The following is a 25139-nucleotide window of genomic DNA, read 5'->3' as shown; positions in this document are numbered from 1 at the left end:
TGAAATCATCAACAGTGGGCTCGGTCAACTATGGCGAGGCCTATGGGTGCGTCTATGGTGACGCCTATGAGTGCGTCCAGGCTGGAGCAGCGCAAGGCGCAGACCCGCCGCAAGCTTGTCGACGCGGCGCGCGCGATGCTGGCCGACGGCACGGCGCAGCGGGCGAGCATCCAGGAGATCACCGAGGCCGCCGACGTGGGGTTCGGCTCGTTCTACAATCACTTCACCAGCAAGGACGCCCTGTTCGTCGCGGCGGTCGCCGACGTGCTGGAGGAGGTCGGCGCGCTGTTGGAGCGGCTCAACCGCGAGCTGGCCGACCCCGCTGCCGGGTTCGCGCAGTCGGTCCGGCTTGCCGTCCGGATGGCCCGGAAGCGCCCGCAGGTCGCCCACATCCTGGTGCGCCACGGACTGTCCTATCTGGACGGCCGGCACGGGCTGACCCCGCGTATCCTGCCGGACATCATCCGGGCCGTGGAGGCCGGCCGGTTCACGGTGGACAACCCCCGGCTGGCGTTCGCCACCACCTTCGGCTCGGTGCTGGGCACCCTGCAACTGACGCTCGTGGATCCCGACTTCGCCGCCCAGCCGGTGGACGAGCAACTCGCCGAGCAGTTGCTGCGCATGTTCGGCGTCGCCGCGGGCGAGGCGCGCGAGCTGGCGACCGGACCGCTGCCCGACCTGCCCTGACCCGCCCGGGCCCTGGCATCATCGCCCGACGGGCACGACGTCGGGGGGAAGCGCTACGTGAGGCAGTCGCTGATGAAGGTGAGGGTGAGTTCTTCCAACCTGTGACGGTCGGAGCCGGGGACGTCGCGTAGCGGGCCCTTTCCGGTGAGGACGGCCATCCCGTGGACGGCGGACCAGATGGGGTATTCGATGCCGTTGCGGCGTCGCAGGTCGAGTACGCCGGCGTCGACCAGCTCGTCCAGTGCGGTGCGCAATTGGCCGAGAGGGCTGCGGTCCAGCCCGCCGGTGTCGCCGTCGGTGGCGCTGTAGGCGTGTTGTTGCGGCAGGGCGAACGCGGTTGCGAACAGGCCTGGTTCATCGTGAGCGAAATGGAGGTAGGCCGCTCCGATCGCGCCGAGACGGTGGCGGGCCGCGATGGGGTCGCCGTGCTCGCCGGGCACGCGGGCGACGTCGGCGGCCATGCGGTCTCCCAACTCGCCCATGGCCGCGGCGCAGACCGCGGCGAGGAGTTCGTCGCGGTCTGCGAAATGGCGGTAAGCGGCGTTGGGCACGACGCCGACAATCCGGGTCGCTTCGCGAAGCACTACGGCGTCGGGGCCGCCGGTGCGGGCCAGTTCGAGCCCTGCGGTGATCAGGCCGTCGCGGACGGCGCCCCGGGGTCGCCGTCGCCCTGCCGGGGGTCTTTCCGCTGCTGGTCGGCCCGTGCTCACTTGGCCACGATAGCAATGTGGACAGCGTCCACCAGTCGGGCTAAAGTGGACAGCGTCCACTAAGCGTCGACGGAGGACTGACGGACGTGGAGGCCGCCGCGACACTCGGCGCACTTCGGTCTTCCAGTGCGTGGTCGCGGCAGGGCGATGAGAACGACCACCTGAACCCGAACGGACATCACCATGACCAGGATGACCTTGCTGCTTGAACGCAACGAGCAATTCGCCCGCGGCTACACCCCGGTGCCGCTCGGCCCGCCGGCCGCCCAGCTGCTTGTCGTCACCTGCCTCGACCACCGAGTCGACCCCGCGATCGTCCTCGGGCTTCGGCTCGGAGACGCTCCCGTCATCCGTAACGCGGGCGGACGCGTCACCCAGGCCGTGATCGAGGACATCTCCTACCTCGCCTTCCTGGCCGAGAAGGTGTTCGGCATGCCTGACAGGCTCTTCGAGGTGGCTGTCGTCCACCACACACAATGCGGAACGGGCTTTCTGGCCGACCCCGCCTTTCGGCGTGAAGCCGCTCGGGCGACCGGCATATCCGAGGCGGCGCTGGGAGCCACCGAGGTCGCCGACCCGCAGACCACCGTGAGGACCGACGTCGAACGGCTTCTCGCGTCGCCTGTGCTCTCACCCAAAGTGAGTGTCTCGGGCCACGTGTATGACATCGACACCGGACGCGTCACCACCATTCTCGACGCCCGGTATCCCCGGTCGGCGGACGTGTGACGTCGATGGGCGAGTTTTGTTCTCGACCGTCTCAGCGCCCACCCACTCCTGGAGAGGTTGGCCGCTCGGTTGTCAGTTGAGCGAGAGCAAGCAGCAGGAGTTCGCTGCTGGACCAGTCGGCGCGGTCGCCGCGGCCCAGCTCCACGACGCGTCGCATGACCTCATCGGGGGTGAAGCCCAGCGCGGTGGCGATGTGTTTGGCAGCACGCAGAAGCTCATGGTCTCGGGCCGCCATGAGGATGTTCTACCCTTCGACGCGCTGTGGTGGGCGACGTCTTCGGTGAATATTTGGCCGAGTTCGCAGGCGGGGGAGCGATCGAGGGATTCGCGGGAGCGGTCCTAGCGTCGGGAGTACGGAACCTACCCGGCGATCGGGGACACGTCCGGGTGAAGGATGCCGGGTTCCGAAGCGAGAGAAGCCGCATCACCATCGTGGACCGGAAGACACAGGACAAAACGCGCGCCGCGGGGGCTGTCCTCGATCTGGAGGCTGCCCCCGCTCGTCTCGGCGATCTGCCGGGCGATCGGCAGGCCCAGCCCGGTGCCCCCGGCGTGGCGCGTCAAGTCCTCGAAGGCAGGGACCGCGGGCTCGCGGTCGTCGGAGGCATCAGAGGTAGAGGCCGGTGTTCTCCTGGACCGTCGAGTGGTTGAGGAAGCCGTCGCGCATGGCGAACAGTTCGGCGAGGGTGGCGCCGGAGGAGGGCACGCCCTCGGAGGTGCCGAGCCAGTGAGCCGCCTCCTCGTGGGGGAGGCCGCCCACCTCGATCTGGGTGAGGCAGCGTCCGGGACGGACCACGGCGGGGTGGAGGCGGGCGAGGTTCTCGTTGGTGGTGATGGCCACCAGCACGTCGCGGCCCTGGCCGAGCAGGCCGTCCGTCAGGTTGAGCAGGCGGGAGAGGCCCTGACCCGTCGCCTCCTTGGCCCCGGACCTGATCAGCTCGTCGCAGTCCTCCAGCACGAGGAGCCGCCACTTCTTGCCGTCGTCGTCCGAGCCGACCGCGACCTCCATCAGGTAGCCGGGGGAGTTGAACAACTGCTCCGGGTCCAGCACGCAGTCGACCTGGCACCACGACCGCCACTCGTGGGCGAGCGTGCGCAGCAGCGTCGTCTTTCCTGTGCCGGGCGGGCCGTGCAGCAGGACCAGGCGGCCGTGCACGTCGGCGGGGGTGACGGACATCAGGCGTGAGATCGGGTCGTTGAGGGACTTGGCGTAGTTGCCGCTGATCTCCTGCCAGGGGGATGCGGTGATCGGCTTCTCCGAGCGGCGGCCACCGTGGGCGCCCTGCCACCAGAAGCCCATCTCGACGTGGTCGCTCTCGGGCGCGGGTTCCACCGCGTCCTTGGTGACCTCCTTGACGATCGAACGGGCCAGCTCCTCGTCGACCGCCGTCACGCTGACCGTGGCGGCCCGGTTGCGGTAGCGGACCACGCGCAGCGTCCAGCCCTCTCCGCACGTCAGCCGGGAGTCTCGGCCGTCCTCCTCCAGCGCCGCACGGATCAGCGTCCCGGAGGCCGGCGTGAGCGAGGCCTCGGTACGGACCCGCTCCAGGCTCGCGGTGCACGACCAGGGCTGTGCTCCCGTGGCGAAGGGCGAGAGCGCGAGCGCGTCGATCACGTCCACGGCCGAGTCGCCGTCGTCGAGCCAGATCTTCATCGGTAGCTCGGCCGGGCGTGGCTCCGGAGTGAAGTGGACCTCCTTGAGAACGGACATGGCGGCAATGATCCTCTCTGGTCGCCTGCCGGTCGAAGGGTTTTACGTGTACAAAACTCTTCGAAGAATTTTGAGGAACTTTAGGATGTGAACCAGGCGACGGCTCTGCGACGGCGCGTATGGGTGGTCTTGGCGGGTTCCATGTCGATGGTCTGTGGCGGGGCCGGTGCTGTGATCGGCTCCGCTCGTCGGCGACGTGCCGTACCGCGCGGGCGGCGGCCGCGATCGCCTGGTGCGGCTCCTCTGGTCCGATGCGTCGCCTGCTGAGGGAGCCGGAACAGCCGCGGGAGTCGGGCCTCCAACGGCGCATCAGGGGTGTCCGGCGGCGCGTTTCCAGCGGGGCCACGATCTTGGTGTGGAGCTTCGGCGTCGGCGGCTGGGATCTCTTGGCCGATCATCCCGATCCACGGTGTGGCGGGCGTGGTTCCCGTCAGTCGCGCAACCGTACGAAATTGTACACTCTTGCCCGATTTACGACCAAGCGGTGGCCGGTGCCTCCCTACCCTTACGCGCATTGAACGGATCCCCTCATGCGCATTGAACGGATCGCGGCACGCCGCTCGGCTCCCGATCCCTCTCGTCGCCCGCGACGGCGCATTCCCGCCCAGGTCGGCCCCCGTCGATCGAGGCCGCCCTCGACTGTGTGCCCCCGGCCGCTGATCTCACGGCCGGTTTAGGGGCTTCTGTTCCGGTAAGAAAATGGCTGTTTATCTACCCGGCGATTACCTGGAGACGCGTCGCGTGACGATTTGCCGGCAGACCAATTGGCGAACCCAGCCATATTGCGCCATGTCGCCTATTACGCTCCGGTAAGCCATCTCACCAAACCGTGGAGACATCTCGTGGCCATCGATCTTGTTACCCGTCGGGAGTGGGGCGCCCGGGAGCCACGTGGTTCCTACAGCCGGCTCAGCTCCACCAAGGGTGTGAAGGTTCACTACACCGGGGGCCAGATCAGCCCGGGCATCGTTAACGATCATGCTAAGTGCGTCGCCCTGGTGAAATCGATCCAGAACCAGCACATGGATGGGAACGGATGGATTGACGTCGGTTATTCGCTGCTGGTCTGCCCGCATCGGAAGGTGTTCGAGGGCAGGGGCCTGAACCACCTGCCGGCCGCCAACGGCGCCGGGCTCAACAGCGGCCACTACGCCGTGCTCGGCCTGGTCGGCTCGTCCGGGCTGACCAAGCCGACCGACAACATCCTGCACGGCATCCTCGACGCCATCGAATATCTCAGGGACAAGGGCGGCGCGGGCAAGGAGATCAAGGGCCACCGGGACGGCTACGCCACCAGCTGCCCGGGCGAGCCCCTGTACGCCTGGATCAGGCAGGGCGCGCCGCGCCCCGGCAGCGGCCCCGTCGGACCGCCCGAGCCGCACCCCTCCTTCTCCGGCCGGGTCCTCAAATACCCGCCGGTCATGAGCGGCGAGGACGTCCGCACCTGGCAGGCACAGATGGACAAGCGCGGCTGGGCCATCGACGTCGACGGCCTGTACGGCCCGGGCTCCCGTGACGTCTGCCGTACGTTCCAGCAGGAGAAGGATCTGCCCGTCACCGGCACCGTCGACCGCGCCACCTGGAACGCGACCTGGGAGGAGCCCATCAGCTGATGTCGGCCGCGAGAATCGCGGTCGCGTAGGGGGGACCCGGAACAATATTTTTCAGCCGTGGCGCTTACTATCCGGTGCATGAAGGTGCCGCTTGATGGATCCCGGCCGGATGCGGTGTTCCCGTCGGTCACGCGTGAACGGTGGCGTGAGCTCGCGCTCGGGGTCCTGCGCAAGTCGGGAGTCGAGACCGGCTCCCCCGAGGAGGCACTGGCCTCCATCACGTACGACGGCGTGACGATCGCGCCGCTCTACGACGCCTCCGATCTTCCCGGCGATCCCGGCCTGCCGGGATCGGCCCCCTACATCCGCGGCTCCCGCCCCGAGGGCGGAGGCTGGGACGTGAGGCAGCGGCACGAGGTGGCCGATCCGGAGGCGGTTCTGGCCGATCTGGAGAACGGCGTCACCTCGCTCTGGCTCGCCCTGGAGCCCGAAGACCTGCCACGGGTCCTGGAGCGGGTCTATCTGGAGCTGATCTCGGTCACCCTGGACGCGGGCGGGCGGACCCGCGAGGCGGCCGGGGTGCTGTTCGAGCTGGCCGAGCGGAAGGGATCCGGCGCGCTCGCCGGAAACCTGGGCGCCGACGCGCTCGCCGACCCGGAGACCGCGATCGAGCTGGCCCGCCTCTGTGCCGAGAACTTCCCGGACCTCAGGGCGATCACCGTGGACGGCACGCCGTACCACGACGAGGGCGGAAGCGACGCGGAGGAACTCGGCTGCTCCGTCGCCGCCGGAGTCGCCGCCCTGCGGACCCTCACCGGGGCCGGTCTCACGGTCGAGGAGGCGTTCGGGCAGCTGGAGTTCCGCTACGCGGCCACCGCCGACCAGTTTCTCACCATCGCCAAGCTCCGTGCCGCGCGCAGGCTCTGGGCGCGGGTCGCCGAGGTGTGCGGCTCGGACGCCGGGCAGCGGCAGCACGCCGTGACCTCCTCGGCCATGATGACCGCCCGCGACCCGTGGGTGAACATGCTCCGCACCACGCTCGCCTGCTTCGCGGCGGGGACGGGCGGGGCAGACGCGGTGACCGTTCAGCCGTTCGACGCGCGTCTCGGCCTGCCGGACGCCTTCGCCCGCCGTATCGCGCGAAACACCCAGGCGCTGCTGATGGAGGAGGCGGGAGTGGCCCGGGTGATCGACCCGGCCGGAGGCTCCTGGTACGTCGAGCGGCTCACCGAGGATCTGGCGGAGAAGGCCTGGGAGTGGTTCCAGGAGATCGAGCGCGCGGGCGGCATGGCGGCGGCCCGGGAGTCCGGGCTCGTCGCCGATCGGCTCGCCGCGACCTGGAAGAGGCGCGCGGCCAACATCGCCCGGCGTCGCGACCCGATCACCGGTGTCAGCGAGTTCCCGAACATCGGGGAGAGGCGCCCCTCCCGGGCGCCCCGGCCGGGTGAGGTCACCGGAGTGCACTACGCCCAGGAGTTCGAGGCGCTGCGCGATCTGGCCGACGCCCAGGAGATCCGCCCGACGGTGTTCCTGGCGACCATCGGCCCGGTGGCCGCCTATACGGCCAGGGCGTCGTTCGCGGCCAACCTGTTCCAGTCCGGGGGCATCGCCACCGTGACCGGCGGGCACGGGGTGGATCCCGATCGGATCGCCGCCGACTTCATCGCCGCCGGCGGCGGCGCGGTCGTGTGCCTGTGTTCGAGCGACAGGCTGTACGGCGAGCACGCCGGGGCGGTGGCCGCCGCGCTGAGACGCGCCGGGGCGCAAAAGGTCTGGCTGGCGGGTAGGAAGGGAGAGTTCGCGGGCGTGGACGCCGATCTCTACGCCGGGTGCGACGCGCTCGGGGTGCTCCGCACGACCTTCGACGACCTGGGGGTGACTCGATGATTCCCGACTTCTCCGAGATCGGGCTCAGGCCTGAGTCCGTGACCCCGGCCCAGGGCCGGGACCTGGACGACTGGGCGCGCGCCGTACGGGACGCCACCGGGAAGGGCCCGGAGGACCTGGTGTGGGAGACGCCGGAGGGAATCGACGTCAAGCCGCTCTACACCTCCGCCGACCTGGCCGGGATCGACTTCCTGGAGACCTATCCGGGCGCCGCGCCGTACCTGCGCGGACCGTACCCGACCATGTACGTCAACCAGCCGTGGACCATCCGGCAGTATGCCGGGTTCTCCACCGCCACCGAGTCGAACGCCTTCTACCGGCGCAACCTGGCCGCCGGGCAGAAGGGGCTGTCGGTCGCCTTCGACCTGGCCACCCACCGCGGCTACGACTCCGACCACCCGCGGGTGGCTGGAGACGTCGGCATGGCCGGCGTGGCCATCGACTCCATCTACGACATGCGGCAGCTCTTCGACGGGATCCCCCTCGACAGGATGAGCGTGTCGATGACCATGAACGGCGCGGTGCTCCCGGTGCTCGCGCTCTACGTCGTGGCCGCCGAGGAGCAGGGGGTGGCGCCCGAGCAGCTGGCGGGGACCATCCAGAACGACATCCTCAAGGAGTTCATGGTCCGCAACACCTACATCTACCCGCCGGGCCCCTCGATGCGGATTATCTCCGACATCTTCGCCTACACCAGCCAGAAGATGCCGAAGTTCAACTCGATCTCGATCTCCGGCTACCACATCCAGGAGGCCGGGGCCACGTGCGACCTGGAGCTCGCCTACACCCTCGCCGACGGGGTGGAGTATCTGCGGGCGGGCGTCGAGACGGGCCTGGACATCGACGCCTTCGCGCCGCGCCTGTCGTTCTTCTGGTGCATCGGCATGAACTTCTTCATGGAGGTCGCCAAGCTGCGGGCCGCGCGGCTGCTCTGGGCGCGCCTGGTGTCCGGGTTCGATGCGAAGAATCCGAAGTCGCTCTCGCTGCGGACCCATTCGCAGACCTCGGGCTGGTCGCTCACCGCCCAGGACGTCTACAACAACGTCGTCCGCACCTGCGTCGAGGCGATGGCCGCCACCCAGGGCCACACCCAGTCGCTGCACACCAACGCCCTCGACGAGGCGCTGGCCCTTCCCACCGACTTCTCCGCCCGGATCGCCCGTAACACCCAGCTCCTGCTCCAGCAGGAGTCGGGCACCTGCCGGGTGATCGACCCCTGGGGCGGTTCCTACTACGTCGAGCGGCTCACCCACGAGCTGGCTCGCAGGGCCTGGGGCCACATCGAGGAGGTCGAGGCCGCCGGAGGCATGGCGAGGGCGATCGACCAGGGGCTCCCGAAGCTCCGCATCGAGGAGGCAGCCGCCCGAACCCAGGCGCGCATCGACTCCGGACGCCAGCCGGTCATCGGCGTCAACAAATACCGGCCCGACGCCGACGAGCCCATCGAGGTGCTCAAGGTCGACAACACCTCCGTCCGCGCCCAGCAGCTCGACAAGCTCCGGCGGCTGCGCGAGGAGCGGGACCCCCGGCGGGTGGAGGACGCGCTCGCGGCCCTGACAAAGGGAGCGGAGGGCGACGGCAACCTGCTCGCGCTGTCGATCGAGGCGGCCCGAGCCATGGCCACGGTCGGGGAGATCTCCGACGCGCTGGAGAAGGTGTTCGGGCGGCACGCGGCGCAGATCCGCACGATCTCCGGGGTGTATCGCGAGGAGGTGGGATCCGGCGTGGACGAGGTCCGTGCGGCGTGCGCCGAGTTCGAGCGCCTGGAGGGCCGCCGTCCGCGGATCCTGGTGGCCAAGATGGGGCAGGACGGCCACGACCGGGGCCAGAAGGTGATCGCCACGGCCTTCGCCGATCTCGGTTTCGACGTGGACGTCGGCCCGCTGTTCCAGACCCCCGAGGAGGTCGCCCGCCAGGCGGTCGAGGCCGACGTGCACGTCGTCGGCGTGAACTCGCTGGCCGCCGGGCACCTCACGCTCGTGCCGGCGCTCCGTGAGGCGCTGACCGACCTCGGCGCGGGCGACGTCATGATCGTGGTCGGCGGGGTCATCCCGCAGGGCGACTTCGACGAGCTGCGCGCGGCGGGCGCGAGCGCGATCTTCCCGCCCGGCACCGTGATCGCCGACGCGGCCCGTGAACTGCTGGCGGACCTGCTCACCCGGCTGGGCCATGACGCGGACGCTTGAGGACTACGTCCAGGGGGTGAAGGAGGGCTCCCGGGCGTGGATCGCCCGCGCGATCACCCTGGTGGAGTCCTCCAGGCCCGACCACCAGGACCTGGCGCAGCGCCTGCTGGTCGAGCTGACCCCGCTCGCGGGCAGGGCGCGCAGGGTCGGCATCACCGGCGTGCCGGGCGTCGGCAAGTCCACGTTCATCGACGCGCTCGGCGTGCGCCTGACGGCGGAGGGGCACCGGGTGGCGGTGCTCGCCGTCGACCCGTCCTCGACCAGGACGGGCGGCAGCATCCTCGGAGACAAGACCAGGATGTCCCGCCTGGCCGTCGACCCCCATGCCTTCATCCGCCCCTCGCCGACCTCGGGCACGCTGGGCGGCGTCACCAGGGCGACCCGGGAGGCGATGGTCGTCGTGGAGGCGGCCGGCTATGACGTCGTGCTCGTGGAGACCGTCGGCGTCGGCCAGTCCGAGACCGCCGTCGCCGACATGGTGGACACCTTCCTGCTCCTCACCCTGGCCAGGACCGGCGACCAGCTCCAGGGCATCAAGAAGGGGGTGCTGGAGCTGGCCGACGTGATCGCGATCAACAAGGCCGACGGCTCGGAGGGCAGCCCCCACGAGCTGGACGCCCGCAAGGCCGCCAGGGAGCTGGCCGGAGCGCTCCGCCTGCTGGGCCCGGAGCGCACGCCCCCGGTGCTCACCTGCAGCGGGCTGACGGGCAAGGGCCTGGACGAGCTCTGGGAGCAGGTCGTCCACCATCGCGACGCCCTTGAGGCCTCCGGGGAGCTCGCCGAGCGGCGCCGGCGCCAGCAGGTCCGCTGGACCTGGTCCCTGATCACGGATCGGCTGCTGACCCGGCTCCGCGGGCATCCCGAGGTCGCGGCGATCACCGCCGAGGTGGAGCGCGAGGTCCAGGAGGGCACCCTCACCCCCTCGCTCGCCGCCGACCGCCTGCTGGCCGCCTTCCAGCGCTGAGCCGCCCGCCCGTGCCCGTCGCGGGGGCGCCGGGCATGCCGATGGGTCTCGCCGCACGCGGGGCGCCCGCCGCCCACACCGCGTGCGGGGCGGCGATCCGTGCCGGGTGCGGTGAGCGCGCGTCAAAATGAGCGGCGGGTTTACGGAGTGACTGTTTATCGGTGACCGGGCCATGGGGCGCCGGATAATCCCGGCGGGGACGCGGTGGAAACGCTTTGTGGTGGACTTGCTTTTTCATGGCCTTGCCCGGTGGGTTGAGGCCTCCAAGGGGAGTCCGATATGACCCATTATCCTTGTGGGAGCCGGTCGGCAACGCTTCTCAAGGGCAGGGAGCAGGCATGAAATACAAGAGAATCGTCATCAAGCTCAGCGGGCGGGCGATCGCCGGAGAAGACGATTACGGGTTCAGTGCGGCGGCCCTGCAGCACCTGGCGACCGAGGTCATCGAGGTGCGCAAGCTCGGCGTGGAGATCGCCATCGTCGTCGGCGGTGGAAATGTATTTCGTGGGAGCAGGTCGGACTCATGGGGAATCGACAGGGTCGAGGCCGACAATATCGGCATGATGGCGACCGTAATCAACAGCCTTCTTCTGCGAGGCAAGCTCAATGCCCTGGGGGAGCGCGACGTGCGGGTGATGACCGCCATTCCCATTGACAGGGTGGCCGAACCGTTTATACGGCTGCGCGCCGTACACCATCTGGAAAAGGGCGCGATGCTCATTCTCGCCTGCGGCATCGGTCAGCCGTTTCTCACGACCGACTACCCGAGCGTCCAGCGCGCGCTGGAGCTCGACGCGGACGGGCTGCTCGTCGCCAAGCACGGCGTCGACGGGGTGTACGACAGCGATCCCGGCGTCAATCCCGGCGCGCGCCGGTTCGAGATGCTGACCTACGACGAGGTCCTCGACAACCGGCTCGGAGTGATGGACCAGTCGGCCTTCATCCTGGCGCGGGACCACGGCGTGCCGCTGCACGTCTTCGACATCGAGCGGCCGGGTCTCATGGCGGCGATCTGCAAGGGCGAGCATCACGGCACCGTCATCCACAAGGAAGTGGAGCGGGCCGTCTACGGCTGACGGCACGGGCGGCGGGGCGCCCGAACCCGGCACCGGGCCATGGAGGGGTCCGCGCCGTGTCCGGCGGAGCCGGGGAGGGGCCGCGTCGTGTCCGACGGGCGGTCCGTGCCGCGCCCGGCGCCGGTCCGAACCGCTCCGGGATCGAATGGGGAGTGAGACCGCCGAGGCGGCATGGGCGGGTGGAGCGGACGGGACAGGCGAGGGTGACGATGAAGACGTGAGATGGCGAACACGTTCCGTGACCGTCGCGGGTCACTGCAAAGGATGAAAGTGTATAAACGGGTAATTCCAACTGAATAGCGCGATTCGTCCTGATTTGGGGAGGGGCATTGGCGACCGTGAGGTTGATTGCTCATAGTCGATCATGTGATACTTCGCCCGAAGCGTTACAAATATTGCAATAAAGCACTATTTAGATACGTGATGTGTGAGAAGGCGCATGGCGAGGCGCGGGAAGGTTTTCGAGGGGCCGCCGGTCGACCGGCCCTGAATTTTCCCGTGTGGGAACGGGCCACGACGGCGTGGCCAGATCCCTTGAATGCGCCCGTACCGCCCCTGTGCTCCGCCCTGGGTGGTCGTCACGCTGCGTAGGTTCGCGTCGCGCGAGGTGGGAGAGCCCAGCAATGTCGATCGATGTGGGAACCGGAGCCGTCCGGCGACCCAGAAGCATCCCCGTCCATCGGGTTCTGCCGAGATTCGTGAGGGACCCGGTGAACGCGCTCGCGGAGTTCGGGAGGGAGGCGGGCGGAGAGGTCGTCCGCCTGGACCTCGGACCCGTACGCCCCTATCTGGTGACCCATCCCGACCACGTCCAGCAGGTCATGCGGGCCGAGTGGACGAACTACCAGCGCGAGGGCATGTTCTGGCGTCCCCTGCGTCGCCTCTTCGGGGCCGGCATCATGGGCGAGGGCAAGCCCTGGGAGTCGAGCAGGAAGATCTTGCAGCCCCTGTTCACCGCACGGTACATCGACACGCTGTCCGAGGAGATGGCGAAGACGATCGCGGTGCGGGTCGGGGAGATGGATGAGCACGTCCGGTCCGGACGACCCGCCGACGCGGCCGATCAGATGTCCGGCATCGTCAGCCAGACCCTCATCCGGGTGCTGTTCGGAGACAAGATCACCCGGGCGGACGGGGAACGTCTCACGCCCGCCTACGACCTCGTGGCCAACTCGATCAACTTCCGGCTGCTCATGCCGTTCATGCCCTACTTCATCCGGGTGCCCGGCGACCGGGCCCTCCTGGGGGCCGTCAAGACGATCGACGACGTGATGTTCCCGGTGATCCGCAAGGCGCGGGCCGACCTGGACGACAACGTCGACGTCATCTCCGCGCTCTGCCGGACCACCGGCGACGACGGCGCCGGGCTGGACGACAGGCAGATCCGTGACGCCCTGGTCAGCGTGTACGGGGCGGCGTCGGATACCACCGTGATGAGCCTGACCTGGCTGTGGTCGCTGCTGGACACCCACCCGGAGGTGGCGGCCAAGCTGCGCGACGAGATCGACGACGTGGTCGGCGCGGGACCCGCCAGGCCGGAACACGTCCCGCGTCTCCGCTACACCCGCATGGTCCTGCAGGAGCTCCTGCGCCTGTATCCGGCGGGCTGGCTCTTTCCCCGGATGGCGATGGAGGACGGGGAGATCGGCGGCGTGCGGATCAGGGCGGGATCGCAGGTGCTGATCAGCCCCTACGCCACGCATCGGTTGGACGAGTTCTGGGAGCGCCCGCTGGAGTTCGACCCCGAGCGGTTCGCGCCGGAGAAGCAGGAACGCAGGCACAAGTACGCCCACTTCCCCTTCGGCGGCGGCCCGCACCAGTGCCTGGGCCAGTACCTGTTCTACGTCCAGGCCCCACTCATCGTCGCGACCGTCCTGAGCCGGTTCCGCCTGACGGTGAGCAACCCGGGGCCGTTCCTTCCGGCCCCGGCCGCCTCGCTGCGGCCCAAACGGAGGATCGAGCTGGACGTCGCCTTCGCCGACCATGCCCGGAGTGAGGTCCGATGACGGCCCGGGACGATGTCGCGAGCCGGCCGGCGGCCACGGCCAGCGGGCATGTCTGCGCCGTGGCGGGACAGTCCCAGCGGCACATGCGCGAATGGGCGGCGGCGTATCCGGACCTGTTCTCCGCCAAGCCGTTCGACGCCGCCCTTTACAGCACCCTGTCGCTGGCCATGGCCTTCAGCGGGCCGTGGTTCACCGCCGAGCAGCTGCGGATGGCCAACAAGGTCTGCCTGTGGGCGTTCGGCCTGGACTGGCTCGTCGACTACGTCGCCACCTCGCCGTCCGAGGTGGACGACATCGCGCGGCGCTGCCTGGACGTGGCCGCGGGCGCACCGCCGGTTCCCGGCGACGACCTCACCCGCCTGCTGGCCGACATCCGCGACGAGCTCGCGGCCTCACCGGCGTTCCCGGTACTCGGGCCCGTCTGGCGAGACGAGCTCCAGCGGATGCTGAAGGGGATGGTGGAGGAGTGGCGCTGGAAGAGCGCGAAGGTCATGCCGACGTTCGAGGAGTATCTCGGCAACGCCGACAACCTCGGTTTCTCCTTCGCGTTCGCCGCCCACTGGCTGAGCACCACGGGCCCGGACCTCACCGCCGACCTCGGCCAGGTCCGTGAGGCCAGCTGGGCGGTGCAGCGGGTGATCCGCCTCCTCAACGACCTGGGCAGCTACGAGCGTGACGTGAAATGGGGTGATCTCAACGCCCTGCTGCTCGACACCAGCCGCGCCGAGGTCGAGCGGCGGATCGCCGAGCTCGCCGGGCGCAGCCGGGAGCTGATCGCCCCGCTCCGGTCCGCCAACCCCGAGCTGGCCGACTACCTGGAGCGTCAGATGGACTTCTGTGCGGGTTTCTACCGGGTGGCCGACTACTGGGGCACGCTGTGAGTGTCGACGATCTCCTCACCGTCGGTACGGCGCGCGAGGAAATCGACGTGGTGGCGGAAGCCCGCGAGCTGGTCGCCGGCCTGCTGGACGAGCCCTGGGGACAGGTCTCCTCCTCGCCGTACGAGACCGGCCGGCTGGTCGGCCTGGCTCCGTGGCTGGCCGGGCATGCCGAACGTCTCGGCTTCCTGCTGGCCGTCCAGCGGCCGGACGGCGGCTGGGGCGCTCCCGGCGGCTACGCGCTGGTCCCCACGCTGAGCGCCGTCGAGGGACTCCTGGCGGAACTGCGCCGTGAGCCTGCGGGCCCGGACCGTGACGTCCTGGCCAGGGCCGCGGACCGCGGGGCCGAGGCGTTGCGCCGCTGGTCGTGCGTAGACGGCGGCCTGGTTCTGCCCGACATGCCGGCGATCGAGCTCATCGTTCCCTCCCTGGTCTCCCTGATCAACGAGCACCTGGAGGAGAGCGGGAACGGCGAGCGGCTGGACCTTCCCCGCGGCATGGACGGCGTGAAACTGTCGGCGGTCCATGCGCGGGTGGCCTCGGGCGCGGGGATCCCACCGAAGCTGGTTCACGCGCTGGAGGTCGCGGGTGAGGCGGCGATCGGAGCGTCCGGAGTCGCTCCCAGCCCGATAGCGGCGGGAGACGCCCGCGCGTCGACGGCCGGGGTCGTTTCCGCGGGGACGGCCACGATCATCCCTGAGCCGTCGCGGGGGATCGGGAGGACCGGCTCTCCGCTCGGAGCCTTCGCCACGATCGGGGCCTCGCCCGCGGCAGGCGCGGCGTGGCTCGGTGCGGAGGGAGGACACGATCCCGCCAACCCGGTGCGGCGGTATCTGGAGGAGGTCGTGGCGAGATCCGGCGGGCCGGTGCCGTGCGCCCTTCCCATCACCGTGTTCGAACGTGGCTGGACGCTGAGCTGGCTGCGGCGCGCGGGCATCCCCGTGGACGTGCCGCCGGAGCTGGTGACGAGCCTGGAAGACGGGATCGGCCCGGCCGGGGTCGCGGCGGGGGCGGGACTGCCGCCGGACGCCGACACCACCTCGGTCGCGCTGTACGCGCTGGCGTTGCTCGGCGTGCCCCGTGAGCCCGACAGCCTGTGGGCCTACGAGACGGACACCCATTTCTGCACCTGGCGAGGGGAGGAGGGGGCCTCGCCGACGGTCAACGCGCATGTGCTCGACGCCTTCGGCGAGTATCGGCGCCGCGTCCCCGACTCCTCGCTCCGTTACCGGGCCGCCATGGACAAACTGTCGGCCTGGCTGCGCGGCTGCCAGCGGGCGGAGGGAAGCTGGCTGGATCGGTGGCATGCCTCGCCCTACTACGCGACGGCCTGCTGCGCGCTCGCGCTGGAGGATCACGGCGGCGAGGAGTCGGCGGGCGCGGTGCGCGAGGCGGTGCGCTGGCTGCTCGACACCCAGCGCGAGGACGGCTCCTGGGGCAGGTGGCGGGGAACGGCCGAGGAGACCGCGTACGCGCTGCAGACCCTGCTCCTGACCCGGCCGGCGTCCGGGGGGCGGCGGCCGGGGGCGGTGGAACGGGGATATCGGTTCCTCTTGGGCGCCGTCACCGATCGCGGGATGGCGATCGACGCCCCGGCGCTCTGGCACGACAAGGACCTGTACGTGCCGGTGGCGGTGGTCGGGGCGGCGGTGCTGGGTGCGCTGGGCCTGGCGAGACCAGCTCTCTCCACGATGGCCCGCGACCCGGCGTGGTGACGGACCGTCATCGAAATTCCCCTGCGAATTTTCGCTCAAAAAGGACAGATGACCACATCTAGTAAATATCGTCTTGAGTGTATTTGACTATATTGCTAGGGTTTCCCGGGTGTCGTGCGAGATGCCGCCAAACCTCGCGCGTGACACCGATTCATTCACACACGTTAATCGCCGTGAAACGTAACGTGATTTTCTATCACTTTCACCAGGGTGGGTGCTATGCGCTTACGCAACGCGCGTTTGCGAACCAAGGTCACGGCATTGCTGGTGTCACTTATCGCACTCTGGGTGTTCACCGCCTGGGTCACGGTGCGTGAAGGTCTGAACATGCTGGGAGTGAGCACGCTCAACACGGGTGTGTCCGACCCCAGCGTGAAACTGGTGGGCGAGCTGCAGGTCGAGCGGCGGCTCAGCCTGATAGCGCTGAGCGGTCCCGGCGTGGCCGGCAGGCAGCGCGACGCGCTCGATGCCCAGCGCAAGCGCACCGACGCGGCCAGGGCGAGCCTCCAGGAACTCTCCGGCGCGGGCAGCGTCAGGCTGGCGATGAGCACGGCGCTCGACCAGCGGCTCGGCGAGGCCTTCCAGCGTCTGGACGGCCTGAATCCCGCTCGCAAGGCGATCGACGCCGGCCGGGCGGACCGGATCCGGACCGTCACGGCGTTCACCCAGGTCATCGACTCCGTCTACGCCATCTTCGACTCGCTGGCCACACTGGATGACGCCGCGGTCGCCAAGGACACCCGCACGCTCATCGAGCTGAACCGGGCCCAGGAGCTGTTCGCCCAGGAGGACGCCCTGGCGGCGGGCGCGCTGACCGCGGGCCGCTTCAGCGGCGCCGAGCGCATCGCGTTCACGCAGATCGTCGGCACACAGCGCTTCCTCACCGCCAAGGCGGTGGCCGAACTGCCCCCGAGCGACCGTGCCGCCTACGAGCGCCTGGCCGCCAGCGAGCCGTTCGTCCGGCTGCGCACGATGGAGGACCGGATACTTCAGGGTCCGCAGGCCGAGCTGACCGGGCTCGTGGACATCAGGCAGTGGAGCGCCGCCGCTCAGCCCACGGTGTCACAGCTGAACGAGATAGTGCTGGCGGGTGGCCAAGGGGTGCTTCAGCGGGCCACCCCCATCGCGGTCGGCGTCATCGTCCGCCTCGTGCTGGCCGGCGGCCTGGGGCTCTTCGCCGTCATCGCCTCGATCGTCCTGTCCATCACCACGGCGCGAGCGCTGGTTCTGCAGCTGGAGAAGCTGCGCATCGCGGCCTGGGAGCTCGCCAACGAGCGGCTGCCCAGTGTGGTGGAGCGGATCGGCCGAGGGGAGGACGTCGACATCGAGGCCGAGGCGCCGCCGCTGCAGTTCGGTGACGACCAGATCGGGCATGTCGGCCAGGCGTTCAACGCCGTGCAGCAGACCGCCATCAAGGTCGCGGCCGAACAGGCCCAGCTGCGGCGCGACATCGCCGACATCCTGCGCAACCTCGCCCGCCGTACCCAGTCGCTCGTCCACCGCCAGCTGAGCGTGCTGGACGTCATGGAACGACGGGAGAACGACCCGCAGGAACTGCGGGACCTGTTCCGTCTCGACCACCTGGCGACCCGCATGCGCCGCTACGCCGAGAACCTCCTCGTGCTGTCCGGCGCGGCGCCCGGCCGAGCCTGGCGGGACGCGGTCCCGATGATCGACGTGGTCCGTGGCGCACTGGCGGAGATCGAGGACTACACCCGGGTGGACGTGCTGCCCCTGGGCCAGGTGGCGCTGGACGGCCGGGCCGTCAGCGACACCATCCACCTGGTCGCCGAGCTGGTCGAGAACGCCGCCTCCTTCTCCCCGCCCTACACGACGGTCCAGGTCAGCGGGCACACCGTGGCCCACGGATACGCGCTGGAAATCGAGGACCGGGGCCTGGGCATGAGCCCGGAGAACATCGCCTCGGCCAACGAGCGGATCGCCAACCCCCCGGAGCTCAAGCTCTCGGGCAACGCCCGTCTGGGACTGTACGTGGTCAGCCGCCTGGCCGAGCGGCACGAGATCCGGGTGACGTTCAAGGCCTCGCCGTACGGTGGCACGACGGTCATCGTCCTGATCCCGCAGGACCTGGTCGGCGAGCAGGAGGAGCCCGAGATCGTCGGCGCCGGCGTGCGCGTCCCGCAGGCCCGTGCGGCGGGCAACGGCTCGATGACCGGCGCGATGCTCCCCGTCGCCGCGATGCCCGGCAGGGAGGCGGTCGGTCCGGGGGGCGCAGGCGATTCCATGCCCGCGGGCAGGAGGGAGAAGGCCATCGACGAGCCCGTACACGCGGTGCCGCCCGAGCGGCGGGAGCCCACGCGCCCGGCGGCGAGTCGCTACGAGTCTCTCGCCGGGTCCGGGATCCACGGCGACGGTAGCGGCCCTGGTGCTCCCGGTGTCTTCGGCGGCTCCGATGCCTCCGCCGATTCCCCGAGCCCCGCCGGCGGTGCGGTGTCATCGCTGCCGCCGGTCCTGCCCCCGCCTGACACCAGCCACACGCCGGGCGGCCTCCCGCGTCGTGTCCCCCAGACACACCTGGCCGCACCGCTGCAGGACGACGAACCCCTGCCGGAGCCGGCGCTCGACGACAGCGACGAACGGTCGCCGGAGATGATCCGCGCCGCCATGTCGTCCTTCCAAGACGGCACGCGCCGGGGTCGTTCCGAGGCGGCGCAGTTGACCGGCCGGGGCGGTGATCCCGCGAACGACGGTGAGTCCGCCGTGTGACGTCAAAGATGATCTTGATTCGCGCGTGCCAGGTTGGCGCCGATGAGCCGCGAGCGGCCGGCGAGCGAACGTCGGTCGGCAGAAAGAGGAGAACGAGTGGTGCAGGGAACAGGATCTTTCACCGACCTGGCCTGGTTGCTGGACGACCTGGTCGGGCGAGTGGAGGAAGCTCAGCACGGAATCGTCTTCTCCACCGACGGCCTGCTGCTGGCCACGTCGGCGGGGTTCTCCCAGGCGGACGCCGAGCACCTGGCCGCCGTCGGATCGGCGGTCCAGAGCCTGGGCCGCGGGGTCAGCGACCGGGTCGAGGGCGGGCCGGTGCGCCAGACCATCATCGAGATGCGGTCGGCATATCTGATCGTGACCGCGGCCGGGCAGGGAGCCTGTCTGGCGGTGCTCTGCACGGCCGAGGCCGATGTCGGCCTGGTGGCCTACGAGATGGCCATGCTCGTCACCCGGGTCGGCCAGTACCTCACCTCGCCGACCCGGACCGCGGGATCCTCGTTCAGGGGCGACACTCCACGATGAGCCGCTTCGAAGAGCATCCCGACACGCAGTGGGTCGGCGAGGACGCGGGGCCGATCGTCCGGCCGTACGTCCTCACCCGGGGCAGAACCGAACCGACCAGCGGCAGGTTCGACCTCATCACCCTGGCGGTGACGGTGCGTTCCGTCTCACCGCAGGAGCCGGGCCTGGATCCGGAGTGCCTCGCCATCGCACGGTACTGCCACCAGCCCCAGTCGGTCGCGGAGATCGCCGCGCACATGAACCTTCCCGCGGGCACCATCCGCGTCCTGCTCAGCGACCTGCTCGACCAGGGATTCATCGCCTTGCAAGAACCTCACTCGGAGACGGACATGCACGACGAGAGGCTGTACAGGGCGGTGCTGGATGGACTCCGTGCGCTCTAGCCGTGACGCCGGGCGGGTGAAGCTGCCCAGAGCGATCAAGATTCTGGTCGCCGGCGGGTTCGGGGCCGGTAAGACCACCCTGGTCGGCGCGGTCTCCGAGATCACGCCGTTGCGCACCGAGGAGACCCTGACCGACCGGGGCATCGGGGTCGACGATCTGTCCGGCGTGGAGACCAAGCAGACCACCACGGTCGCGATGGACTTCGGCCGCATCACCATCGGCGACGACTACCGGCTCTACCTGTTCGGCACCCCGGGGCAGGAGCGGTTCTGGTTCCTCTGGGACGAGCTGGCCCTCGGGGCGATGGGCGCGGTCGTTCTGGCCGACACCCGCAGGCTGGCCGACTGCTTTCCCTCCCTCGACTACTTCGAGCGGCGTGAGACGCCGTTCATCGTCGCCGTCAACTGCTTCGACGGAGCTCGCCGGTACGACCTCGACGAGGTCCGGCTCGGGCTGACCCTTCACCCGGACATCCCGATCGTGCTGTGCGACGCCCGGGAGCGGGATTCCAGCAAGGAGGTGCTCATCACCCTCGTGGAGCACGCGATGAAGGTGCGGCTGGGGATGGCGGCTTACAGGGGGACGACGACCCCGTGACGTGACCCTACGGCTCCACGGCTCCGGAGCCCTGGGAATCCGGGCTGTGGAGCCGTGAATCGAGGAAGCGGGGTGATCCGGCCTTCGCCGGATCCCGCTCTGGGAGTCCGGACTCCCAGAGCGGGATCGGAGAAGGTGGGCGGTCCGGTCTCCGCCGGGCCACCCACCTCCGCGCCGCGCGATTCGCGTCCGGTCCGGCCGGTCAGGGCCGGGGTGTGGACGGGGTCAGGGCCCCGGTACGTTCAGGACGGCGTCATCGTCCCGCGGTCCCCCGCCGAGAGGAAACACCAGCGGAACGCTGCTGATGCCGATGACGCCGGACGGCCAGTTCACCTGCGGCCGAGAACCGGGAGCGAGCTCGTAGTCGGGGATGCGGCGATGCCACTCCTCGAGCACCACCTTCAGTTCCATCTTCGCCAGGTGCACGCCCACGCAGCGATGGGGGCCGCCACCGTAGGTGAGGTGGTGATACTTGCGTCGGAAGTCGAAGATGTCCGGGTCGATGAGCTCGGCGGGGTCGCGGTTCGCGGGTCCGAGGGCGACCCCGACGCTGGAGCCCGCGGGAATGTGGTGTCCGTAAAGCTCGACGTCTCGCGTGGCCACCCGGGGAATGATGGCGTTGACGGGATCGACGCGCAGTATCTCGTCGACCACGTCCGGGATGATCGACGGGTCCTCGACGAGCTGGAGGCGCAACTTCGGCTCCGCCGCCAGCTTGGTGAACATCAGGCTCAGGGCCGAGGTGACCGTTTCCATGCCGGCCAGGATGAACAGGAAGCAGAGACCCATGGCCTCCTCGTCGTTGAGGGGGTCGTCATGGTTGCCGGCGAACAGCTCGGACAGGAGACCGCTTCCTCCGCCCTGACGGCATTCGGCGACGTGGGCGCCGATGTATTCGAACAACTGCTTCGCCGACCGTACGACCTGTGGCGAAGGCTCGGCGGAGCCGGACAGGTCGGCGGCGGAGACGATCGCGTCCTTCCAGGTGAGGAGACGATCGCGATCGTCGAGCGGGAGCCCGAAAAGCGTCAGGAACATCAGGGGAGGGAAGGGGCGGGCCAGGTCGGCGACCGCGTCACACGAGCCCCGATCGAGGATGAGGTCGATCAGCCTGCCCGCCTGCTCACGCGCCGACCGTTCCAGCAGGGCCGCGGTCCGAGGGGTGAAGAACGGCTGGAGCATGCGGCGGTAGCGGGTGTGGTCCGGGGGATCGAAGGCGATGGGGAGCAGTCGTACGGGGCTGCCGAGCGTGTCGAAGGCCTCCTTGGAGGAGAAGATCTCCGGGTTTCTGAAGACGTGGTCCGCTGCCTCCCGGGTGGTGACGGCGAATCCTCCGTTTCTGAGCCGCACGACGGGGCCGGCGTCGCGGAGGATGCCATAGGCCTCCGTGCGATCGTCTGCCATCGGTAGTTCCTCGATGCTCAGCATCTTCGCAGGCAAGGAAGGCGATATCGGATTGGGGTCCTCGCTCATGTTTTCCTGTCTGTCTCAGTGTCATCGGCCTGCGTGAATCAGGCGGGAAGGGATGAACTGTCCAGAAGATCATAAATTGGAATAGATCAAATAAGGAAGAGATTCCATCCGGTTCGTCGATCTTCGCGCGGCAGCGGCAGCGGCAGGGCAGCGGCACGCGGTCATCACCAAGGCGAGCGATCCGTTCGGGCCGTGCCTTTCGCCCGGCGACGGGGCGGCCGGCCCCGGGGTGGGTTCTGACCGTCCCGGAATTACCTTTGCTCCACCGGATGGCAATAAAGCAACTCGTCGAGTTCTGTGAGCTTCCATGTCTTTTGCGTGACATGTCACGATGGCGATGATCATTAGGAGTTTCATCACGGGGAGAGATCTATGTGTGACGATCCGGCCATGCCCCCTGCCGTGGCGCGGGCGCTCGGGGAGTATCGGGCGCTGCTGGCCGAGCACGGGGTGACCTGGGGCGAGGACCCCATCTCGTACGTCAAGTCCATGGCCACCAACGCCTACCTGATGCGTGAGACGACGTTCTGGGAGGTCTGCGACAGCATGATCACCAAGCGCTATCCGGGCATCCCCCTGGAGCAGACCGGGCAGCACCTCACCGAGCTGGACATGGACGAGGTCGTACGGAACGTCCTGGCGGGCAAGGTGCTCGACAACCTCGCCGCGCTCCGTCTCACCGCCGACGGCGTCTCGATCGAGGCGCGGGCGCGGGCCGTACTCGACGGCGAGCCCCTGCGCACGACGCTGCTGGCCGACTCCTCGCGCGAGGAGCCGGTCACCGTGCTGGTGGACGGCCGGGCCCACGAGATCGGCCCGCACGGCGCCCGGCTCATCGCGATCACCAGCCGGAGCGAGGTGATCGTCGACGGCGCGCGCGTGGACCTCGCGGCCCTGACCCGCCCCGCCCCCGCCGCCCGGCTCCGGGTGCGCGCCGGATTCCCGTGCAAGTGGAGCGTGTACGGCGAGGACGGGCACGGCTGGTACCCCGAGGGTGCCCCGGCCAGGCGCGACTACCACCTGCGGCCCTACTTCCACGGTGACGACCTGGTGCTGGACGTGCCCGCGGAGCCACTGACCGTACGGGTCTCCAGGGGGATGGAGTACGACTCCGCCGAGGTCTCGATCACCCCGGCGGCGGGGGAGGAGACCCTCCTGGCGCTCGCCCCGCGGCGGCTCTACGACGCGGCGGCGCTCGGCTGGTACGGAGGGGACATGCACGTCCATCTCAACTGGGCGGGCGACATGGTCGGCACGCCCGAGCACGCGGCGGCCATGCAGCACGGCGAGGACCTGCACGTGCTCAACCTGGTCGCGGGAAACGTCTCCTCGATGCGGGTCTACGACTCCGAGGCGCTGGAGCACTGGGTGGGGCAGGACCTGCCGTGGTCCGACGACACGCATCTGGCCAGGCTCGGCGTCGAATACCGCAACGACCTGCTCGGGCACTTCTACGCCTTCGGCGTCTCGGCGCCGCCCTCGCGGTTTCACACCGGTTTCCTGAAAACCGCGGACTGGCCGCCCAACAGCGTGGCCTGCGAGGAACTGCGCGGTCTCGGCGCGGTCCTGGGCTACAGCCACCCCTTCCACAACCCGCTCTCCGAGAGCGACGGCCCAGGCCGGCTGCCGTGGCAGAACCGCAACTGCTCCTCCAGGGAGATCGTCGCCGACGCCGCGCTCGGCCTGGTGGACACCCTCGACGTGCTCAGCCAGAGCGCGGTCGGCACGACCGCCGTCGTCTACCGGCACCTGATCGGCGCGGGCAACCGGCTCGCGGTCACCGCGGGGACCGACGCGATGATCTCCTTCGCCCGGCGCGGCAACCAGTCCAACCCGCCCGGCTGGGAGCGGGTCTACGCCCAGGTGGACGGGCCGCTGAGCGCCGAGTCGTTCGCCGAGGCCGTCAGGCGGGGCCGTACGTTCGGCACCACCGGGCCCTGGCTGGAGCTCCTGGTCGCCGGGCACGGGCCCGGCTCCACGCTGGAGGTCTCGCCCGGCGACCGGGTCACGATCACCGTCGGATCGATCGGCCCCGAGGTGGAGCGGCTGGAGATCCGCACCGCCGACGGCGTCCTGGCCGAGGGACCGCCCGGCGCGCTCACCGCCGAGCTGGTCGTGGACGATCCCACCTACGTCGTCGCCGTGGCCGTCGGCGGTTCGCACGAGCGCGTCTTCACCGGCACCGGGGCCTACGCGCACACCAGCCCGGTCTACCTCGACGTCGGCGGCCGCCACGTGGCCAGGGAACAGGACATCCGCTGGTGCCTGGAATGGCTGGACCACACGGAGGCGATGCTCCGCCAGGAGGGCAGGTTCGAGACCCCCGGGCAGCTCGGCGACCACCTGGACCTGATCGAGCGAGCGCGGGAGGTCTACCGCGCCCGCTTGGGCTGAGGTACACCCCGCGCGCCCACTCGCCCGGACCGACGTTCGGGCGAGTGGGCGTGCCGGGGCGGGCGGATGGGCGTCACCGGGCGGATGGGTGGTCAAAAGGCGCATGTCGCCGCGATCCTTCCACGTCGGCATGCGAGGCTGTCGGCATGAAACGGTTGTCTCAGGTTGATCTGTCGCAGAAGCTGTCCAAGAAAAAGGGCACGGAGCGGCTCGAGGCGGCGCTGGACCGCCTGCTGCGCCTGCGCCTCATCCTCGGCGGGCAGGTCGGCGAGCAGCGCATCGGCCCGCCGCTGTGCGTGGTGTTCGAGGGCTGGGACGCTTCGGGCAAGGGCGGGGCGATCAAACGGCTGGTGCGCCCGCTCGACCCGCGCCATGTGCGGGTCGCCCAGTTCGCGGCGCCGACCTACGACGAGAAACGCCACCACTTCCTGTGGCGGTTCTGGCCGGTGCTGCCCGGCTGGGGAGGGATGGCGGTGCTCGACCGGTCCTGGTACGGGCGGGTGCTGGTGGAGCGGGTCGAGGGGTTCGCCACCAAGGAACAGTGGTCCCGGGCCTACGGCGAGATCGTGGAGTTCGAGCGGACCCTCGCCGCCGAAGGCATGATCATGGTCAAGTTCTGGATGCACGTCTCGGAGAAGGAGCAGCTGAAACGCTTCCGGGACCGGGCGAACGATCCGCTGCGGGCCTGGAAGCTCACCGACGAGGACTGGCGCAACCGCGAGAAGCGCAAGGAGTACGAAATCGCGGTGGAGGAGATGCTCTCCCGGACCGATCATCCGCAGGGGCCCTGGCACGTGGTCGCCGGGGACGACAAGCGGCTGGCCCGCGTCACGGTCGTGGAGACGGTGTGCGCGGCGATCGAGGCCGAGCTCACCGCTCGCGGGCACAAGCTGGACCCCCCGTCCACGCCGGTACGGGACGACTAGGGTCTGCT

The 25139-nt window shown here is 69.6% G+C and carries 20 protein-coding genes; 16 read left to right on the top strand and 4 right to left on the bottom strand.

Annotation, left to right across the window (positions count from 1 at the left end; all coding sequences use genetic code 11):
• Positions 1-66: 66 nt before the first annotated feature.
• On the top strand, positions 67-687 hold the full coding sequence (locus tag CHC08_RS09555) for a TetR/AcrR family transcriptional regulator (protein WP_218825211.1): 621 nt from the start codon (positions 67-69) through the stop codon (positions 685-687).
• 53 nt (positions 688-740) lie between these two features.
• Here the strand turns inward: CHC08_RS09555 and CHC08_RS09550 are convergent, their stop codons facing one another.
• Positions 741-1397 carry a TetR/AcrR family transcriptional regulator gene (locus CHC08_RS09550; protein WP_089206844.1) on the bottom strand — a complete coding sequence of 219 codons (657 nt, stop codon included), beginning with the start codon at positions 1395-1397 and terminating at the stop codon, positions 741-743.
• 192 nt (positions 1398-1589) lie between these two features.
• Here CHC08_RS09550 and CHC08_RS09545 point away from each other — a divergent pair, with 192 nt between their 5' ends.
• Positions 1590-2126: a carbonic anhydrase gene (locus CHC08_RS09545; RefSeq protein WP_218825210.1), complete on the top strand. Its 537-nt coding sequence runs from the start codon at positions 1590-1592 to the stop codon at positions 2124-2126.
• Positions 2127-2486: 360 nt separating this feature from the next.
• On the opposite strand, the gene CHC08_RS51395 is transcribed toward CHC08_RS09545, so the two are convergent.
• Positions 2487-2690, bottom strand: coding sequence for an ATP-binding protein (locus CHC08_RS51395; protein ID WP_089206841.1), 204 nt, complete (start codon positions 2688-2690; stop codon positions 2487-2489).
• A gap of 43 nt (positions 2691-2733) precedes the next feature.
• Entirely contained in the window at positions 2734-3837 is a 1104-nt protein-coding gene (locus CHC08_RS09530; RefSeq protein ID WP_089206840.1) for a DUF5925 domain-containing protein, read from the bottom strand.
• 842 nt (positions 3838-4679) lie between these two features.
• On the opposite strand from CHC08_RS09530, the gene CHC08_RS09525 reads away from it, so the two are divergent.
• From CHC08_RS09525 to CHC08_RS09470, 12 genes are all read left to right on the top strand, one after another.
• A complete protein-coding gene (locus CHC08_RS09525; protein WP_089206839.1) occupies positions 4680-5450 on the top strand; it encodes a peptidoglycan recognition protein family protein in 771 nt (256 codons plus the stop codon).
• A 78-nt stretch (positions 5451-5528) separates the two neighbouring features.
• Entirely contained in the window at positions 5529-7277 is a 1749-nt protein-coding gene (locus CHC08_RS09520; RefSeq protein WP_089206838.1) for a methylmalonyl-CoA mutase family protein, read from the top strand.
• Positions 7274-9463 carry a methylmalonyl-CoA mutase gene (scpA, locus tag CHC08_RS09515; RefSeq protein ID WP_089206837.1) on the top strand — a complete coding sequence of 730 codons (2190 nt, stop codon included), beginning with the start codon at positions 7274-7276 and terminating at the stop codon, positions 9461-9463. The genes CHC08_RS09520 and scpA overlap by 4 nt, the downstream gene beginning before the upstream one ends.
• Positions 9447-10427: a methylmalonyl Co-A mutase-associated GTPase MeaB gene (gene meaB / locus CHC08_RS09510; RefSeq protein ID WP_089206836.1), complete on the top strand. Its 981-nt coding sequence runs from the start codon at positions 9447-9449 to the stop codon at positions 10425-10427. Before scpA ends, meaB begins: the two co-directional genes overlap by 17 nt.
• Before the next feature lie 293 nt (positions 10428-10720).
• Complete coding sequence (pyrH, locus tag CHC08_RS09505; protein WP_218825209.1) at positions 10721-11503, top strand: UMP kinase; 783 nt, start codon at positions 10721-10723, stop codon at positions 11501-11503.
• Between the two features lie 698 nt (positions 11504-12201).
• The gene (locus CHC08_RS09500) at positions 12202-13509 is read left to right on the top strand and encodes a cytochrome P450 (RefSeq protein ID WP_218825208.1); all 1308 of its coding nucleotides are present in this window, start codon (positions 12202-12204) and stop codon (positions 13507-13509) included.
• Entirely contained in the window at positions 13506-14390 is an 885-nt protein-coding gene (locus tag CHC08_RS09495) for a terpene synthase family protein (protein ID WP_089206833.1), read from the top strand. Before CHC08_RS09500 ends, CHC08_RS09495 begins: the two co-directional genes overlap by 4 nt.
• A complete protein-coding gene (locus CHC08_RS09490; protein ID WP_218825207.1) occupies positions 14387-16102 on the top strand; it encodes a prenyltransferase/squalene oxidase repeat-containing protein in 1716 nt (571 codons plus the stop codon). The genes CHC08_RS09495 and CHC08_RS09490 overlap by 4 nt, the downstream gene beginning before the upstream one ends.
• A 267-nt stretch (positions 16103-16369) precedes the next feature.
• Complete coding sequence (locus CHC08_RS09485) at positions 16370-18829, top strand: sensor histidine kinase (RefSeq protein WP_245878244.1); 2460 nt, start codon at positions 16370-16372, stop codon at positions 18827-18829.
• Between the two features lie 96 nt (positions 18830-18925).
• A complete protein-coding gene (locus CHC08_RS09480) occupies positions 18926-19357 on the top strand; it encodes a roadblock/LC7 domain-containing protein (protein ID WP_089206831.1) in 432 nt (143 codons plus the stop codon).
• Positions 19354-19740 (top strand): DUF742 domain-containing protein, encoded by a 387-nt coding sequence (locus CHC08_RS09475; RefSeq protein ID WP_089206830.1) that lies wholly within the window; start codon positions 19354-19356, stop codon positions 19738-19740. The genes CHC08_RS09480 and CHC08_RS09475 overlap by 4 nt, the downstream gene beginning before the upstream one ends.
• Entirely contained in the window at positions 19721-20338 is a 618-nt protein-coding gene (locus CHC08_RS09470) for a GTP-binding protein (protein WP_089206829.1), read from the top strand. The genes CHC08_RS09475 and CHC08_RS09470 overlap by 20 nt, the downstream gene beginning before the upstream one ends.
• 225 nt (positions 20339-20563) lie before the next feature.
• Here the strand turns inward: CHC08_RS09470 and CHC08_RS09465 are convergent, their stop codons facing one another.
• Positions 20564-21742 carry a cytochrome P450 gene (locus CHC08_RS09465; protein ID WP_143653153.1) on the bottom strand — a complete coding sequence of 393 codons (1179 nt, stop codon included), beginning with the start codon at positions 21740-21742 and terminating at the stop codon, positions 20564-20566.
• Between the two features lie 459 nt (positions 21743-22201).
• Between CHC08_RS09465 and CHC08_RS09460 the strand changes: the two genes are divergently transcribed.
• Together CHC08_RS09460 and CHC08_RS09455 are read left to right on the top strand one after the other, a co-directional pair.
• Entirely contained in the window at positions 22202-24205 is a 2004-nt protein-coding gene (locus tag CHC08_RS09460) for a CehA/McbA family metallohydrolase (RefSeq protein ID WP_245878228.1), read from the top strand.
• A 146-nt stretch (positions 24206-24351) separates the two neighbouring features.
• A complete protein-coding gene (locus CHC08_RS09455) occupies positions 24352-25131 on the top strand; it encodes a polyphosphate kinase 2 family protein (protein ID WP_089206826.1) in 780 nt (259 codons plus the stop codon).
• Positions 25132-25139 lie beyond the last annotated feature (8 nt).

This window comes from Streptosporangium subroseum (genome assembly GCF_900188345.1).
Classification (GTDB): Bacteria; Actinomycetota; Actinomycetes; order Streptosporangiales; family Streptosporangiaceae; genus Streptosporangium; species Streptosporangium subroseum.
The sequence above is the reverse complement of the archived record's forward strand: the minus strand, read 5'-3'. Positions and strand labels throughout refer to the sequence as shown.